Origin of the sequence: Candidatus Odyssella thessalonicensis L13, from assembly GCF_000190415.1 — a bacterium.
GTDB lineage: Bacteria > Pseudomonadota > Alphaproteobacteria > Paracaedibacterales > Paracaedibacteraceae > Paracaedibacter > Paracaedibacter thessalonicensis.
The window spans coordinates 1-17427 of the sequence record NZ_AEWF01000014.1; the positions used below are offsets into that span (position 1 = coordinate 1).

Below are 17427 nucleotides of genomic sequence, written 5' to 3' on the forward strand. Positions count from 1 at the left end.
TAGGAAAGCACCCAACTGTTTCTCTGTAAGGCGTAAGTTAATTTTTATTCTCATCCTCGAGCTGAGAGGCATGATTTACTAAATTAACTTAATGTATTCTTTGAGCCAAGGAGGGCTGAGCTTATGGTCGAATATTTCATCACGGCTTAGCCACATATAATCTTCGACCTCCTGAGGATTAGGATTAATAGAAAGGGAAGTATGGTTGATTACGCAGTGAAAGATTGTATCTAGATAATGCCGCCCAGAGATACTGAAATAACTTGAAGTCACATATTCTAAGGAATCAATGAGAATGAGACCGAGCTCTTCTTCAACTTCTCTTCTGACTGCTGCCTGTAGAATTGCAAAAGGCTTCTGCTGATCAAGATAATCTACTTTACCGCCCGGAAAAGAGAGTAAACCACCTGCGTAAGAATTGGACGGCCGAACAATTAGCAGGAACTTTTGATCCTTCTCTATGGCACATTCAACCAGAGGGATATAAATTGGGTGCACAGAGAAAAGAAAAGAGAGCCGCTCTTGGACAATAGCTTGTAATCTCTCAAGTTTATCTATAAGCTGGTCCATTAAAGGAAGCAAGTCATTTCCTTGCCGCAGAGATTGACGACAGCTCCTGATCAAATCTGGTAATAAAGGCTCATAATTATTAAAGTATTCATTATAAGCAGCAATATCAATTTCTTCTTTTAATTGACCAGTATGAAGAAAGAGAGCATTTCTAATAAAATGTTTTGCGCGCTTTGTGATATGGGCTAAAAATTCGTGGCAGTGTTCCTGCTCTTTAGGATTAAGCTTAATACGCCGCTGTCTTAAATCATGAATAAGATAGCTCATATTAGCCACTGTATCTAATTTAAAATCATGAGAAGATAGAGCATTCCTTTGAAGTATAAGATTCCCTAAAAGTGATTTAGATGTAGACGGTAGCGAATAAGAGTAGGTAAGGGGCTTAATGCCGTGGTGATGATAGTTAGATATATACTCTTTCTGGCTGACTACAGTAATAGACAGCTTATAGGGAAAATCCTCCTTTATTTTATTGTATACCCCTGAGACCTTCTTTAAAACATTGGCTGATACTTCTTTAACAATAACACTCAGGTCTAAATCAGATAGGTGATCAAATTGGGATTCCTCAGTTGCTCCTGTGCCACGGACAAGAAGATCTACAATTCCTGGTATAAATTTCCCTTCTGACTTAAAAACTTCTACAGCCTTAGAAAACATTCTCTTTTCATTCATTTCTTTATTATCCTTAGCTTAATTAGACTTTATAAACTCGTAGACGCTATCAGGGATATTTATATATTCTTCCTGGATTAGGCTGTACAATGAAGATCTTTTACCGGGGAGACGAAAATCAACATTTTGCGCCGTAATAAAATTATCTAATTCAATCATTTGATGGAGGAATAAATCATAATTGGTGAATTTGTTAACATCAAGTACAATAAAAAAGTCCCCTTTATTTGGCTTCTCATTCATATAGCGTGTTCCTGTTACTTTAGGGTTTATTACCCCTCCAATAAGACTTCCACATAAAATGCTAATTAAGAGACTTAAAAGACAGCCTTTAATATCTCCATCTATTGTTAATAGTCCTCCCTTTAGAGCTTCCTCAGGAGAAGTCGTTAAGAGTCCTTCTTGAGTAACAGCCCAGCCCTCAGGCAATTTTTTAGCAGAATGAAGGTATTCATAAATTTTCCCCCTTGAAACCTTGGAAGTTGAAAAGTCCGCTGTTATCGGGAATGCAGTATTAGGAATGGAGTAGGAAATAGGGTTTGTACCGAAAGTCTTTACTTTCCCTCCTTTAATCACTACCGCAGGGGAGGATGTCGACATAACAATTCCAATACACCCCTCTTTAGAGGCAAGTTCACTATAATACCCCAGAATTCCTAAGTGGGAAGCATTAATCACTCCAACGGCCCCAACCCCTTGCTGTTTAGCCTTACGGATGGCGTATTCCATCGCTTTTTTGCCACTCCATTGACCTATGCCATAATTGGCGTCAAAGACAGCAATTGCAGGCCAATCCATAGTAATGTCAATGTTTGCGTTTGGATTAATAGTACTATTATTTATACCTTCCTCAATTTGAAAAATGCGGGCCACACCATGAGAATGATACCCTTTCTTATCTCCAGCAATTAATACCTCAGCTGTAATGGCGGCTGTCTCCTCTTTTAAGCCTAAGGAGAGGAGGGTATCAATAAGAAATTCTTCAAGAACCTTAATATGTATTCTTGTGGTTAGGGGAGGCTTTTCTAATACGTTTTCCAAGTTACAATATCTCCCTCCTCTATCCCAAGCATTAAGGCTGAGTTTTTGGCTCTCACACACCCAAGCTCAGCAAGTCCATAAAGGGAGCTCCCCTTAAAGAGAACCCATGAACCATCTTTTTCCTGCTTCATCTTTGTTGTATAATGACCATCGACTTTATGAACGCCATTCACAAAGAAGGCTAATTTATCTCCACATTTCAAACTCTCAGAAAGAGAGGATTTTATCTTTATGAGCCCAAAGTTATCGATATGGACAGCAGTATTCTCGGGAATAACAGAAGAATTGAGAAAAGAAGCTTCTCTTAAAAATCCTAACTCCTTCCACTCAAATCCAGCCAATATTTTCGCTGCAGTAGGGACTTGCACATATTTTCCACCAAAGGAAAGGCCATTTACATCACGATTGATATGATTCTCGTAAATTTCCTTTACCTCATACTCTTCTATAAGCCAATTAAAGTAGCCGGAGTTATTGCCAACGAATGTTAACCCAGAAGCTGTTTTTCCAAAAATCCTTTCTGGATTAAAATTTACTCCATTCACGATGACTAAAAATAGAGCATCTTTGTGATCTACACATTCCGCCATTAATCTTATACAGAAGGCAGCATTCACAACTGAAAAGTTTTTTACCTCCACCATGGGAGCAATCTCATAATCTGTAACAGAAAGCTTTTTTAAGTAAAATTTAAGAGACTGATAAATTTCATTGAAAGCAATATCAATGCAATCCGTAAAGATAATAATATTTTTCAATATAAGCTCCCCCCTGAAAATTTAATTATTTTTCTCAATAAGAAGCCCTCTTTCTTTATAGAGGGCTAAGATAGGGGCAGACCACATAGCAAAACGATCAAGGCGAAAGGAAAAAGTTTCTTCATTATCCATCTCTCTATACAATAGTTCCCCCTCACACTCAAGGCATCTCAAGTTCAGAGTATCAAAAGAACGCTTATCAAATGATTTGTGACACGTGTCACATTCTATACGATTTCGTGCACGCTCCATAAGAATAGAACGGCCTACATTCAAAAATATGACTTCTAAATTGTTTTCTAAATGGAATATGCTAATGAGGTGATCTATAAATTGCACCTGCTTTAAATCCCTAGGAAAGCCATCAAAGATAAATTTTGAATTGTTATCCTTTCTTAATAAGGGAACTACTAATTCTTCTACTAATGCAATGATAACAGAGGTTGGAATCTCCGCCTTACCTGAAGTAATACTTTGAGCGTATTCAACCGCTTTAGGATGATTTTCTTTAAGCATTTCCCTTAATATCTGACTAGGATAAATATGGTGATACCCTAAGGGCTTTAAATTATTCGCTAATGTTGATTTTCCAGAGCACGGAGGACCTATCAGCACGATCAGCTGCTTATGATCAGTACTATAAGCTGTAGTTCCAAAGCTTACGATCAATATCCAGAAGAAAGTTAAGAGTGTACGCATAAAGTTTCTTTAATACAGTCAATTAAGTGATTTTTAAGTTTTATCTCCACGATAAAATTTTTATCATATGGGGCAAAGTTCTTACCCCAATTATGATCTATAAATTCTTTCCCTAGAAAACGTCTGGGTGTTTGATAACGAGGAATAATATGAATATGCAAGTCGGGAAACACATTACTTAAAGCTGCATAATTAAATTTATCGGGTTGAAAAAGTAGCTTCAAAGAAGACTTAACTACTCGAGAAATATGAAAAAATTCTTCTGCTTCAGCATCAGATATATCGAGGAAATCTCTTCTTTTAGCGTTGTTTGCTAACAGATATACCCGGCCCAAATAATACTGAGACTCATGCAAGTATAGTGTCCAAAAATTATATTTGTGAATGATCAGATGATCATATGACTCTGTTAGAGAGCACGAGCCATTATTCATTCCTACTGTCATAACTAAGCTGCTCTCTGTGCTTTTAAAAAGTCTATATCTTTAGCATATGAATAATAAATATGTTCTGCTTCTTCTAACTCAGACACGTTTTGCAGCCTGAAAATTTCTTCTAGTGGGGCTATCATATTGTCCGCAGCGATCGGAGTTTTATGGGCAAAAATAGAGGCTGCCACTTTCTTCATCCCTTCAATGCTGGCTCTCAACATATGGTTTGCCCATAACACTAGGCTTATGTTTGCCTCCTCAAAGGCTGATATTGGAGTTTTATCATAAGTGGTGGGAACGATAACAACGGGGCACAAATTATTCCACTGCCTTGTAAAGGAAATAATTTCGTCGGCAGTTTTCTTCTTAGAGTGTATAAGAACAGCATCCGCCCCTGCTTGGTGGTACATGTAACAACGATCAAGGGCTTCATTTATATCATTACCAGTAATCAAAGCTTCTGTACGGGCCACAACACAAAAATGAGGGTCGATTTGTGTGTCTTTAACAGCTTTTATTTTACTGGCAAACTCTCCGGCAGAGATAAGAGCCTGACCTTCACTTGCAATAAAAGAATTTTTCTTAGGATATTCTTTATCTTCTAGACAAACACCTGCTATCTGACGTTGCTCCAGCTTTTTTACTAATCTTCTTACATTATTAAAATTTCCAAACCCTGAATCTCCGTCAAACAAGATAGGAATAGATGTATGGTCGCTCATAAATTCGAGAATATCTAAAGTTTGAGTCCAACTTGCTTCATTACAGTCCCTCAGGCCTAAGCTTGCAGAACTAGTAAGCCCACTTGCCCAAATTCCTGAAAATCCTGCTTCTTCAACAATGCGGGCACTTAAAGCATTATGCGCTTCTAGAAAAAACTCTAATCGGCCAGATTGAAGAATGTTTTTAATTGAGTTTGACTTTGGCATATTTGTCTTTTATTGAAAAATTTAAATTAACGTAATTGTTTGGTAGCAAATTTGTATGAATGGCGTCAAAGTTAATTTTACCTAACAATTTTCTTTGGTACAGACCACAAAAACTTGCTCCTATTGAAGATATGGGAATATAGTGATCTAAAATTACTCTCGCTCAGGCACTCGCAGAAAGTTAGGCGTAGAAATTAGAAAGTGTATTAGAAAATTGCATCTAGTCGTGTAAGTTTTTTGTTAATAAATCCCTTTAAGGCTTATCAATATTCTTATCACTGATCCATCTTCCATCTCTTTCTAAGATTAAAAACTGCTTCTTTGCACGCTTGTAATTTAATTCTTGCTGCTTTTGATAAGCGGCAGTATATTCTATGCCAATAAACTCGATTCCTTCTTTTAGCGCAAATTCTTGTAACTGTTTTATATATTTCAGCTTATCATCAAGATAAATAATCTTTTTAGGCTTAAGTTTCGCGTACGTCAGAAAAGCTTGTAATGCTGCTCTCTTTGACATATGACAAGTACAAAGAATTCCTTTAATAAAGGTTGGTGAATTATCGGTAGCAAATAAGCGAGATTTTATATGTTTCTCTTTTAATCCCCCTCGGAGATCAGCAGAGGAAAAAGCTTTAAAGGAAAGATTTGGCCAGGAAGCTTCAAAATCATAACCTATTGATCTCAGTTCCTCTTGACGCCAGTTTTCCATGGATCTAATATGACCAAAAGATCCCACCGGAGCATTTGTTAACGCGAGTACCTTGATTCCTTTCTGCTGTAAGTTTTTAATTGTGACAACGATTTGTAAGTCCACAGGTTGCACCTGTCGCTGGCTTAGAATAATGCTATACAACTTTCTCGCTTCTGTTTTACCCACACGAGCCTCCATTGATGCTTCTATTTCTTCTAACTGTTTCTTGAAAGGCCTTTGCAGTATCTGATCGGAAGGCATTAACAAAACGTCATCAACGTCAAAGATAACCAATGTATCTTGGCCCGCATAGTTTAGAATACTTTTTATTTCTTTAAAGTTTTTTGCTTGTCTTATTCCCGCATAAGACAGATGTTGGCTAATTGAGAAAATTAAAAGGACAATAATTAACCCAGTCTTATACATAATTGACCCCCATTTTTTATATGTATTCTTAATTGCTTGTAGAGTGAGTTAACAATCTAAAGCCTTCAGATAATCCTAGCACCACTTCTTATGTAAATTGCTACTAATAACTACCTTAAATGTTACTAAAGTAATCTGAACTCATTAAAAAATATCATTATGAGGCCCGCTTGAGTAATTGGCAAAGAATATTGTTCCTAATGCAGCTTGGCTCCTTTAAGGATACCAATAAATTTAAGGTATTGAAAGTTATGACCAATGAGAGAGACCTTATCTAAAGAGCAGTAATATTTTGGATAAATAAAGAGAACAGTAGTTGTACTTTTTAATTGTAATTAATTGTAAAAAAATTATAACTACCCCTGTAATCTATCCTTGTAATAGATGAGCATCAGCAGAAAAGGAGCTTATTTTAATAAGACCGCGATTAGAAAGGTCTCGGAATAAATTTAGCACTTGAGGCGAAAAGGCCTCAATACATTCCTGAACAATTTCTTCTTCAGATAAATCTAGTCGCTGCTGCGCTCTTTGCCAACAAAAGTTAAAAATATCTAAGCACATAGCATCAGAAAGTTTCCCATAATCCTCTGAAAAGGGAAGACCTTGCTTGACTGCATTACGTATCCCTCTATACGAGAACCAAACTTTCTCCATAAAATCAGCACGTGTTTTCTCAAGTATAGATCCTATTTTACGTATGCGATCAATATATATATTGAGACTTGGATAAGTATAATAAGTTCGATCATTCTCCTTTAAAGAGATTGGGAAATCCTTTTTAGCTGATTTATAAGCTGGTGTATTAGGAATTAAAAGAAGTTCTGTAAAAAATTTATTCATCTGAATATTACCCACGGTTTTAAGAAAGGCCACATTTGCATCAATGTCCTCTATATCAGTCCATGGTGTAAACATAATAAAACCATAAGTTCCATCAATACCCAGCTCATTAAGAATCCTTAAGGAGTCAATATTTTCTTGTACAGTCGTACGCTTATTCATTTTATCTAATATTTTTTGGCTACCCGATTCTATACCGATATAAATGCGGTAAACTCCTGCTTCCTTAAGCTGTTTGAGAACGTCATAACTTTTACAAACAGCAACAGCACGCCCTTCAAGGTGAAATCTTATCCCGGATAACTCCTGTTTGGCTAGATTAGCAAATTCAATTGTTCTCTCATGGTTTACAGGACCTATAAAATCAGAATCTATAAATCTAAACGTCTTCAGATCTGGGTTCTGCTTCCTTAGAGAATGAATCTCATCTACAATACTTCTAGCAGAGCGAGGGCGCCAAGCAGAACCTGTGAATCCTGCAAAAGGTCTTATTGCACAAAATGTGCAGAATGAATAACAGCCCCGACTTCCTTCTAAAAATACTTCGTCTTCTGAGCTCATCTTTATGGCCAAGTATCTTCTAGGCCAAGGGATTCTATCTAAATTTTCTTCCAAAGGGGGTCGGGGTGTTTTTATTAATGTTTGTGACTCTGAGTCCCAGTATGCGATCCCCTGAACCTCTTGCTTGGGTGCATTATTTTCAAAAGCCTTAATAAGTTGATAGAAGATTTCTTCTCCCTCACCCATGACAAGCGCATCAGCTTGGGGAATAATTTCATAGCTCTTCTCGGGCTGCAATGTAGGAAAGTATCCTCCTAAAACAATCTTTGTGCCTTGTCTGTAAGATAAGTAGATGTCTAGAAATTGGCTGCACCACTCTGCACCTTCACGCGTCCAAATAGAGAAACCTATTATATCAAATTTATCTTCTAAGAGAAGCTTAACAGCGTCTGCGGGCGTAAGATACTTCAATCTGGCATCACAAACATATATCTCAGTATAATCATGCTTTTCTAAATAAGACCACAGGTAGCATAAACCTAAATTTTCTGTAACAAATTTTGATGATCTGTAAGATCCTCTATCATTAGGACTTATAAGAGCAATTCTTGTTTTGTGTTTTTGCATCTCTGAGCTCCCTTAAATTGCTTATGCACACTCAGTTTGTGATAAATACTTCTTTTCTGTGGGCCTCTAAAAAGAAATTATTATCAATTGACTTCAATAAAAATCTATGCCGCCTAGATTTTCTCCTGCTGTTTATCGATCTCTATTTTTCTTTTCAAGGACTAATGGTAGCAGCAAGACCAAACAAGTGGATCGTAATAACTAAACCGTTTTTTACGTATGCCTAATATTTTAAAAATATAAATATTATAAGTTGCTTATATGGGAATTTTGTGCATTTAAAGACCACTGCATAAAAGAGTCAGGATAAAGAAATATAATAGATTATGAGGCTTTTTTTAAATCAAAAGAGATTTGATATGGGATTTAAAGGAATGGGAGATTTCTATAAAGCCATTTTTGCTCTAACTTGCTGAAAAAAGGTGGAAATAAGTATAGGAATCATAAATTCTGCCTCGTTTAAGGTCTTTAGAAGATTATAGGCAATTACTTTGGCTGCCTTTTGAGCATAGATTTATCGTTAGGTATATGGGAGGACCGTCCTAGATTGATTTTCCTTTTCAAAGTGCCAAAACCCTACTCGGCGCGATACCTTATCTTACAAATGAGGCGAATAAATAACTTTTATCAATGCGTCAAGAGATCATTCTTATTGTCCTTTTCCAGGATGCAATTATTAATTCTCTTGGCTTTTAATAAGCCTTTGTTTTCTTGAGAGGGATAGGCCTTATCTCCATTAGAGATTAGGAAGAAGCTACTTAACTTAGTAAAGCATATCAAAGCCTAACTATTATACGTAGAGACATATAGAAGCATCCATAAAGAGTTATCATATTTCCACATTAAAATCTAATTAACACCTAGAAAAGGGAGAGTTACCCCCCCTATAAAAAATATTCAAAATTTAAGTTATCTTACTGAGATCTTTCATAAATTTGGATATAAGAACATATCTCACTACAAGGAATAGTAAGGACTTCTTTATCGGAGGTAATATATCCTCTGGAAAATAACCATTTACCCAGTTCCATAAGCTTATCACGGACATGCCATTGTCCGCGCAATCGTATATGATGAAAGTTATTCCTCTGAATTTTTTGTATAACGCTTAGCCTTATCCAACGCTGTAATTCTGGATAATCTGTAAAAAATTCAGTATCATTAATATTCTTTAGGATTAATAGATTAGAAGTTTCCTGCTCTATAGATTGGGAGATAATGCGTTTAAATGCTAATTCTATAGGAGGTTCTTCAACCCAATTCTCTGACTTAGTAATTTTATAGTTGCGCGAAAATTTCTCTATTCCGTCATAGAGATAGGGATGCTGCTCCCTTATTATCTTAAGAGATATTTCTGTATACATTCCCAAAATAGTATCAATTTTTAACCTTAACCTCTTTGCCTCCTCTATTAAGAGATTATCTTCCTGTTGCATCTGATGCTGAATGTGAGTTGCATACTCATCAAAGAATATCTGAGGGGTTTTAAGGTTGCTGGCCATACTATAAGTAGAGATTTGCACATGTGCAGGCCATAGAATTCCTAATAATTTATAGGCAAACAATTCAGTAAATACTTCTTGGAAACTTTGCCAACAACTAGTAGTTAATTGAAAATTTTGACATACTTCCATATAGCTCCTGAGCATATGCTCTTGATTCTCATAAAATGCCTCTGCCTGACCAAGCGTCATATCCTTACAAAGATTAAATTGGCTTCTTTGGTCGCTCCACCATTCATCATAAATCTGTCCCTTTTTATGATCACCCATTACTTTCTGTTTAGTATTTAAAGATATGGTAGGCTCAACACCTGTATCATTGAGAACCTTATTTCTTAGAGTGTACGCTTTTAAAGTGAGGTCAAGTAAAGCACCAGAAAGCTCTGTACCTGGATTTAGCACATAAAGCCGCTGATCACCCTCAGAACGTATAAGTAATTTCCTTCTTTCTAATTCTGGAATAATCTCAGTGTCAGTTCTCGTTATTTCGGGCTTAACGCTATTAAATTGTTCTTCTATCTCTCGGAGAGAAACTTCTTTTAGAGGAATTCTCCCTAGATATACAGTTTTACGAAAACCATCAAGAGTTACGCTTCTTCCATCGTAAGGCTTTAAAATCTCTACTACATTAGGAACGCCTACTAAACAAGGTAATGAGTGCTCTCGACAGATAAGCATTGGATGGGCCGTGGGATTTCCTTCTTCAGTAATAATGCCACTAAATTGTGTGAGGTACTGTGTCCATTGATTCTCTGTTTTAAAAGAAACAACTATATCTTCTTTCTCAATTTTTATCTTTCCTGTCTCTAGATCTTTAAAGTCTTCAATAATTTTTATATTACCCTGTATTGCTCCTCTTACTGCATGCTTCCCGTAAGCTAATGGTTGCAAGGGTTTCACAGGATTAATGTCGAGAACTTTATTCTGCATTAAACTGGTAACAGGCCGTACCTGGAGAAACTTAATGTTGCCTTCATCATCGATTGCAATCTCCGTATCAATAGGCTGTGTTGTAATAGAGTTATATGCCTCTTTTACAAGTAACAATTGTTGAGCAATCCTTTTTACGATTTGATCATTAACACAATACCCCGTATTCAGGACCTCAGTTAATTCTAAGCCACTACTATCCCTTCTGGGCTTATAGGCAAAGCCTTTCTTGCCTTTCACTTTCTTCAATATTGCTAATGTTGAGGCATCAATTAGAAAGGAATCCCCAGAAATATCCCCACCAACAATCCCCTCTAATCCATGTTGAAGCATAATATGGATACCAGGATACCCTGTAGTAATGTCGACGCTGAAAGCTGTACCTGAAATCGATGCAGGTACCATTTCTTGGATAATTACACCCATAGCCACCTCATCAAAGTTAATATTTTTATAAAAATAGTACTGAATAGCTCGCTCATTAAAAACCGAAGCCCAGCATTGCTTTATCGATACAAGTACATCGTCGTAGTTCTGCTGGTTAAGAAAGGAATCATATAACCCTGCAAAAGATCCATTAGGTAAATCTTCAGTTGTAGCTGAACTTCTAACAACAACAGCGTTTTTGCCATTATGAGATATTTTATTATATACTGCTAAAAGGGCACCTTCAAAGCTCGGCGGTAGGGACATATTTAGTATGTTGTTCCTAATAATGCTTGCCTTACTGTACAATTCTATTAATATCTTAGCCTTTTCGCCCTCTTCTATTTTACCTGATCCTTTTCTAAAAAGCTCTATGTATTCTAAAATTACATTTTTAACATCGAGTTGTTCATTTTTTAATACTTCTTGAAAAAGATTAGTGGGAAGGTAGCACCAATGTGGAACAGTGATATCTTTTACACTGCTCAAGAATCTTAGATTCTCTGCCTTTCCTCCTAGATTTTCTACACTAATTCCTTGAATAAATGACTCTGTTCTAGTGTCATAGATAATAGTTTCGGCAGCCCTAGGCTTTTCAAGAGCACTGATCGCACAAAGCAGTAAGACTGATTTAAAAAAAGCATATTTTTTTAGCATACAATTTCCTCTCCTGTATTATCCATTTCACACATATCAATTGCTAACATATGGCATCGACGAGAAAATTAGAGAATAGTAAACCTGTCAGTTTTTTTAAATGCTAAAACAGCTTTAAGAAGTGTTTTAAAGGTAATCAGTATTGTGAGTCCTATTATAAAAATTAGCTAGCTATCTATTTCCTCTAAAGGAGGGGGAATAACAGATGACAGACTTTATGCAGCAGCACAATTAAGGGCATATCATTCTTAGCTGCGTAAGATAGTAAGAGCGACATCAGCTAACGGAGCCGCAATAATTTGGTGCACATAGGCAGCAGGCGGCACCATTATAAGATAAGATGGCTAAGATAAAATACTTGCGCTTATAATATCTCTATATAGAGATGAGAAACACTTAGTTGTTCATCCTTCTTTCAAGAATCTGTAAAAACTGGTTCTAGAAACTTTTAAAGTTGTACAGTTCTCAGCAATACTTAGCGTTTTATCTTGATGTAACTTCTTAGCGCTAATAATGCGAGGGTCATTAGGGTTTAAAGGTGGACGCCCCACTTTCCGCCCCCTTGCTCGTGCAGCATTGAGTCCAGCTCGGATTCGTTCTTGAATTAGACATCGTTCAAACTGAGTCTTAGTAAAAAAATAATGAATGGAGAAGTTTATTTTAAGAAATGAGAGGCTTGCTGCAAAAGCAATACTGTAGACTCGATAGAAATAATTTACTAAGATCTTAGTTTATCCTCTTTTTTGCTCTAATAACTTTTGAGCATCGCGGCGAAGATCTCCTTGAGGACCTACGTGACGATAAAGGGTTTGGCGGGTAATGCCAAGCTCTTCGCAGAGTTCAGCTATATTTGTTTCAGGCTTGCCCATGGCCGCTTGAGCTAGACGCAGTTTAGCAACTGTCATTTTGTGTTTCCTGCCTCCCTTGCGGCCCCGTGCACGAGCTGCTGTTAAGCCGGCTTTTGTTCGTTCCGAAATCAGTTCGCGCTCATACTCAGCTAATCCGGCAAAAATACCAAAGATAAGGCGGCCTGCCGAAGTTGTGGTGTCGATATTTGCCCCTTGGCCGGTCAAGACCTTAAGGCCAATATTACGCGTTTGGAGATCATGGACAATATTAATAAGGTGTTGCAAATTCCTTCCTAGCCGGTCTAATTTCCAAATAACAAGTGTATCTCCTTCTCGAAGAGATTTTAGGCAGGCTGTTAAGCCGGGCCGTTCGTCCAGCTTACCACTGGCGTAATCTTCATAAAGGGAATTTTCTTCCACTCCAGCATTTAACAGTGCATCTTTTTGCAAGTCTAAGACCTGTGACCCATCTGCTTTAGAAACCCGCATATAGCCAATCAGCATAAAACCCACCTGTTCCATATAAGCTTTTAAATATTTATTCCTATCTTATTCTGGCTTTTCTTGCTGAAGCTGTTGCTTAACTTTTTCTAGAATTTCCTTATTCTCAAAAACCCACTTCTCAGAAAAAGGGATCTCCGTATAAGGTGTTAAGGTCAATTGTCCATTTTCTCCTTTTCTTACACGGTAGCTACTGACTCCTTGAGATAGTTCTCCTAAGCTTACTCTCCCTTTTGAATCTGGACGCAGAACAATTTCTTCCATCTCTATATCCTTCTCTTTATGTCTTTACATAATCTTATAAAACACAAAACCCTTCTAAGCAATATAGCAAACTATTTAAGATAAGATAAGGAGCAAAAAGATAATAAATAATTTAATGAGATTTCCCACTTGTTTGGTTAAAAACCCTTGTCACACAAACGAACGATTATGTGACAACTCACTAACCTCTCTTAAGCATAACAAATTTTGTCACTTAATAAGTAATATAATCTATGTATTGCAAATGGCATAGATGAAATTAAGTTACTCGAAAGTGAAAGGTATACCGAGTCCTGAAAAGAGGGAATTAATCTCCCTAATAGAATCTGGATCCTTCCGGCCAAAAAGACAAAAGAAATATAGCTGCCGTGCTGATTCTCTATTGGCTCTAGCATCTGCAACTGCAAGCTCGAGTGCTTCCATAACAGAGGGCCAAGGCGATTGATCTTTTGATTTGGCTGGTGGCGTGAGGCTCGACCGTAAATCACCTTCATATAGGGGCTCTGGACTAAATAGTTTGGTATCTTGGGCTCTAGGATGGATTTCCTTTTCCCGCATCATGTCAAGAGCTGTAGCCACTCCTTCTAATAATCTTATCTGTATATCAAGTGATAAATATTCATAAGGTCTCCAACTATGAAGCCCGCCACGGATTGGGTAACCGCATTTCTCCCAAATGCTTTTAATGGTAGAGGAATGGGTTGGATAAGCACAGAGAGGTAAGCTGAGTTCATTTAATACAGAACGTAACAACCTAAACCAAACACCAGCATGAACTACGCGGTTTGGCAGATTAACTTCGCCCATCATCAAAGCTTGCCAAGTAAGCTTATCCATATTAAGAGCAGTATTTGACAGAGGACTTATTATTGCTTTTTCTTCATGCCACGAGACATAGTAACTGGGGTAAATAGTACAGACCTGCAACCGACATCCATGAAGAGGACAGCTAAGCATTAACGGTAATTTCCAAGCTAACCGAATGAAGGGCGTTTGATGGGAGCGAAGACATTCTAAGCATGCCCTTAGAACTGGTTTGCCGCTTAACCATGGATACCAATCAATTACTTGCGATGATCCCCGAAACTTAACGGGTAACAATACAGAATATTGAAAAACGTAAGTCTCGAAAAAGTTGCTTTCTGGAGATAGGTGATCAACGATAAAAGGAACCCAACTTTTAAAAGTCATCCTATAAACTTGCTCAAAGCTTAGAGTGCTTCGTTGAGCTATACTCTTCAGCAATGCTATAGGGGGGTTAAAATTGAGATCCCAGGCAGATATTTCATACCCTAACTCATATTGCATCAGTTCCCCAAGGAGCAAATCGTATTGAGAAGCAACTCGTTCCAACCAAGAAGAAAGAGCTTCCCCTTCCATCGGCTGGGGATGAAGAGGCCAACATTTATGTCTCATTCATAAATCTCTTTCAAAAACCCTCCTTCTTTCAGTCGGCCCTTCATACTCAGCCATTGCGAGTGTTCTCACATTAATCTCTTCTTCCCCCGATTCAACAGCTGCTATTGCTGCCGATGTCAGGAGCCTAGCCAATTCGCCAATTGTTCCTTCACTTCGAGTAAGTAAATAGCGGGCCATATCTGGCGAAGAAATTAGGGAACGACGCTGTAAAGGGAAAGCGGCTGCGAAACTTGCAAGAAGAGAACAAAGATCCTCTCCGACTTGCCATAGGGGAAGAACCATTGGTTCAAAACGGTTCTCTAATTGATCATCTGACCTGATGGCCAGATAAGCATTATGGGTGCCCAATAGATTTTCCATTATTGGTAGGACCTACAATGAGCAGATTTGGCATACGTTGCTTCTTTGGCCAAGCAAGCAAAGCTTCTAAGCGATCTAATGCATCTAAGGCTCGAGGATAACCAATCCAGCGTTCTGAACGAATTCTTAAAACGCGTTCACTACTTGGTAGATAGGCAATCTTTTGAGCTGACGGCGTTAAATGGGACAAATCCAAAAGAGGAAATTCTTCATCCATAGTTACCACTCCTCAATCTGCTCAAAGGGCAGAGCCGACTGATTCTCAACAGAGGAATCTTCTAATAGAGGACAAGAAAGAGGGCTTAACCTTTTATTTGCTAGATGAGCAAGACGTTGAGATTCTCTTCTAGCCTTACGGGTTAATAAAGTTAAAGCAGCGTGCTGTTCTGAGTTATAACCCCCTTTCTGATGAGGATTAGAAAATGTCGTTCCAGGAAGCTCGTGGATGCGGTGCATAGCAGTCCCGATAACTCGCTCGACAATCCCCCCATAATGGGGCTGACCTGGAGGGCGATAATGGAGATGAATGCCATGTTGTGCACATCCTCGTTGCAATGCTTCACTTTTGAATTCAGAAGCATTGTCCATATACAAGGATTTTGGCTTCCCACTCATCGGCCAAGAAAAATCAAGGCCCATTCGCTCCAACCAAGGGTGTTTATCACAAACAATATGGGATAGACATAATCCAACAGAGGTCGCTGAGGGTGCTTCGAGTGTTATAACCATACCAACTATACAGCGACTATAAACATCAATCGCTATTGTTAAGTAAGGGCGTCCAATAGGCTGACGGTTAACCTCATCCACTATAACGAGATCAACCACTGTATGGTCAATTTGGACTTGGTCAAGAGGAGCATTAACCTTGGGAGATTTTCCTCCTACCGGCTGCAATTTCCTTTCGGCGCTCAGGCCTTCACGCTTACGCGCTACCATAAGCGGATCAATCCGACTTATTCGTGAACAAATTGCGTTAAGAGAAGGCTCTTTTAATCCTAGCTCCCGACAACAGGATCCAATCTCTCTCCAAATAGAAACTTTAGAGATTTTCTGTCGACTAAGATAGGTTTTACGCAGAATATCTTGAATAACTTTTTCAGTGGCCTCAGAGAGACGTTTTTTACCCTTTCCTCCAGTAGGAGGTCTAACGGCCATGTCAGTGACTAGCCCTTCACCTTGGCGACGACGCTGAATGAGCTTATAAATCTGCCTCCTCGACAAACCCAGTTTCTGAGCAGCTTCCTCTGCAGCAAGTTTACCAATAACAAGTTGTTTTGAAAGAGGAGTTATTATTTGGTGGCGTAAGTTGGCTTGCTCCCATGCCTCTGTAGAAAGGGTTAAGGCTCCTCTTTCTTTTATTGGCAATGCCTTCTCCATTCACGCCCTACGGCCGTATCAGATAATAATTTAGAAGTAGAGTCAAATTGTGAACTTGTCTAAGAGAATTATCTCTTATAATTAAAGCATTGGAAATTTAATGCAGTGATAAAAGAAGCCTGTATATACCTGAAGATTTGCATGTGAACTCTTCTTTTGAAATCTGTGAAGTCCTCTTGTGAATTTGACACTTACTTATCTTAGTTATCATAGTACCTTAAATTCATAAAAACACTATATTTATAAGAATTTATGAAAAAGGAAACATTAGGACGATTAATTAGGTATGCTCGTGTCAGCATCACCGAGCAAGATTTAAGTTTGCAATTAGACGCTCTTAAAAAGGCTGGCTGTAAAAAGGAGCTCATTTTTATGGATAAAGCGCCGGGCACCAAAACTGACCGGCCAGGTTTGGAGAAATGCTTAACAATATTGGAGCCGGGTGATACGTTGCTGGTTTGGCCTCTCGATCGGTTGGGCCGGTCCATGTCGCATCTCGTCAATTTAGTCCAATCTTTATTTGAACGTAAGATTGGATTCCGATCTTTATGTGATGGAGCTATTGATACAACGACGGCTTCAGGTGAACTAATATTCAATATTTTCTCGGCCATGGCTCAGTTTGAGCGCCGTCTTATTCAAGAACGAACCCGCGCCGGTCTTAATGCGGCTCGTGCAAGGGTGAGGAAAGGGGACCGTCCCCCTTTAAATCCAAATGACCCACGTATTATTAGTGCTAAGAAATTACATCAAGATAAAACGCTAAGCATCAACGAGATCTGCAGCACCCTAAAAGTTTCTAGAGCTAGTTTTTACAGATTTTTAAAAGAAAAATGAAAATCTACGCGTTTTTAGCTTTATAGAGAGCTATTATAAGGGAACAGATAACTTACTTAGCTCTCTTCTTTATTAATGGTACTAACTGACGTCCAGCTACACCATTTCATTAAGA

Annotated in this window: 13 protein-coding genes and 2 pseudogenes; 1 reads left to right on the forward strand and 14 read right to left on the reverse strand. The window is 38.1% G+C overall.

The window, feature by feature from the left end; all coding sequences use genetic code 11:
- Positions 1-78: 78 nt before the first annotated feature.
- The 14 genes and pseudogenes from HMO_RS17450 to HMO_RS0113060 form a co-directional block, all read right to left on the reverse strand.
- Entirely contained in the window at positions 79-1245 is a 1167-nt protein-coding gene (locus HMO_RS17450) for an NUDIX hydrolase (RefSeq protein WP_010304329.1), read from the reverse strand.
- Between the two features lie 18 nt (positions 1246-1263).
- The gene (locus tag HMO_RS15100; RefSeq protein ID WP_010304332.1) at positions 1264-2286 is read right to left on the reverse strand and encodes an Ldh family oxidoreductase; all 1023 of its coding nucleotides are present in this window, start codon (positions 2284-2286) and stop codon (positions 1264-1266) included.
- The gene (locus HMO_RS0112995; RefSeq protein ID WP_139016904.1) at positions 2271-2930 is read right to left on the reverse strand and encodes an SAM-dependent chlorinase/fluorinase; all 660 of its coding nucleotides are present in this window, start codon (positions 2928-2930) and stop codon (positions 2271-2273) included. Before HMO_RS0112995 ends, HMO_RS15100 begins: the two co-directional genes overlap by 16 nt.
- 135 nt (positions 2931-3065) lie before the next feature.
- Complete coding sequence (locus tag HMO_RS0113000) at positions 3066-3743, reverse strand: nucleoside monophosphate kinase (protein ID WP_010304338.1); 678 nt, start codon at positions 3741-3743, stop codon at positions 3066-3068.
- Positions 3728-4189: an HIT family protein gene (locus tag HMO_RS0113005; RefSeq protein WP_010304341.1), complete on the reverse strand. Its 462-nt coding sequence runs from the start codon at positions 4187-4189 to the stop codon at positions 3728-3730. Before HMO_RS0113005 ends, HMO_RS0113000 begins: the two co-directional genes overlap by 16 nt.
- Positions 4190-4191: 2 nt before the next feature.
- The gene (gene aepX / locus HMO_RS0113010; RefSeq protein ID WP_010304344.1) at positions 4192-5103 is read right to left on the reverse strand and encodes a phosphoenolpyruvate mutase; all 912 of its coding nucleotides are present in this window, start codon (positions 5101-5103) and stop codon (positions 4192-4194) included.
- Between the two features lie 253 nt (positions 5104-5356).
- The gene (locus HMO_RS0113015) at positions 5357-6220 is read right to left on the reverse strand and encodes a DUF2608 domain-containing protein (RefSeq protein ID WP_010304347.1); all 864 of its coding nucleotides are present in this window, start codon (positions 6218-6220) and stop codon (positions 5357-5359) included.
- Positions 6221-6589: 369 nt separating this feature from the next.
- Positions 6590-8188 carry a B12-binding domain-containing radical SAM protein gene (locus HMO_RS15965; protein WP_010304350.1) on the reverse strand — a complete coding sequence of 533 codons (1599 nt, stop codon included), beginning with the start codon at positions 8186-8188 and terminating at the stop codon, positions 6590-6592.
- A 914-nt stretch (positions 8189-9102) separates the two neighbouring features.
- A complete protein-coding gene (locus tag HMO_RS0113030; protein ID WP_010304353.1) occupies positions 9103-11703 on the reverse strand; it encodes a PEP/pyruvate-binding domain-containing protein in 2601 nt (866 codons plus the stop codon).
- A 731-nt stretch (positions 11704-12434) separates the two neighbouring features.
- Entirely contained in the window at positions 12435-13055 is a 621-nt protein-coding gene (locus tag HMO_RS0113040) for a recombinase family protein (protein WP_010304359.1), read from the reverse strand.
- A 45-nt stretch (positions 13056-13100) separates the two neighbouring features.
- Positions 13101-13316 (reverse strand): hypothetical protein, encoded by a 216-nt coding sequence (locus tag HMO_RS15115; RefSeq protein WP_010304362.1) that lies wholly within the window; start codon positions 13314-13316, stop codon positions 13101-13103.
- Positions 13317-13580: 264 nt separating this feature from the next.
- The gene (locus HMO_RS15305) at positions 13581-14732 is read right to left on the reverse strand and encodes a TniQ family protein (RefSeq protein ID WP_010304365.1); all 1152 of its coding nucleotides are present in this window, start codon (positions 14730-14732) and stop codon (positions 13581-13583) included.
- A pseudogene (locus HMO_RS16325) lies at positions 14733-15312 on the reverse strand (TniB family NTP-binding protein).
- A 98-nt stretch (positions 15313-15410) separates the two neighbouring features.
- Positions 15411-16475 (reverse strand): annotated as a pseudogene (locus tag HMO_RS0113060) (Mu transposase C-terminal domain-containing protein); the annotation flags it as partial.
- A gap of 252 nt (positions 16476-16727) precedes the next feature.
- On the opposite strand from HMO_RS0113060, the gene HMO_RS0113065 reads away from it, so the two are divergent.
- Positions 16728-17312, forward strand: a complete 585-nt coding sequence (locus tag HMO_RS0113065; RefSeq protein WP_010304370.1) for a recombinase family protein — start codon at positions 16728-16730, stop codon at positions 17310-17312.
- Positions 17313-17427 lie beyond the last annotated feature (115 nt).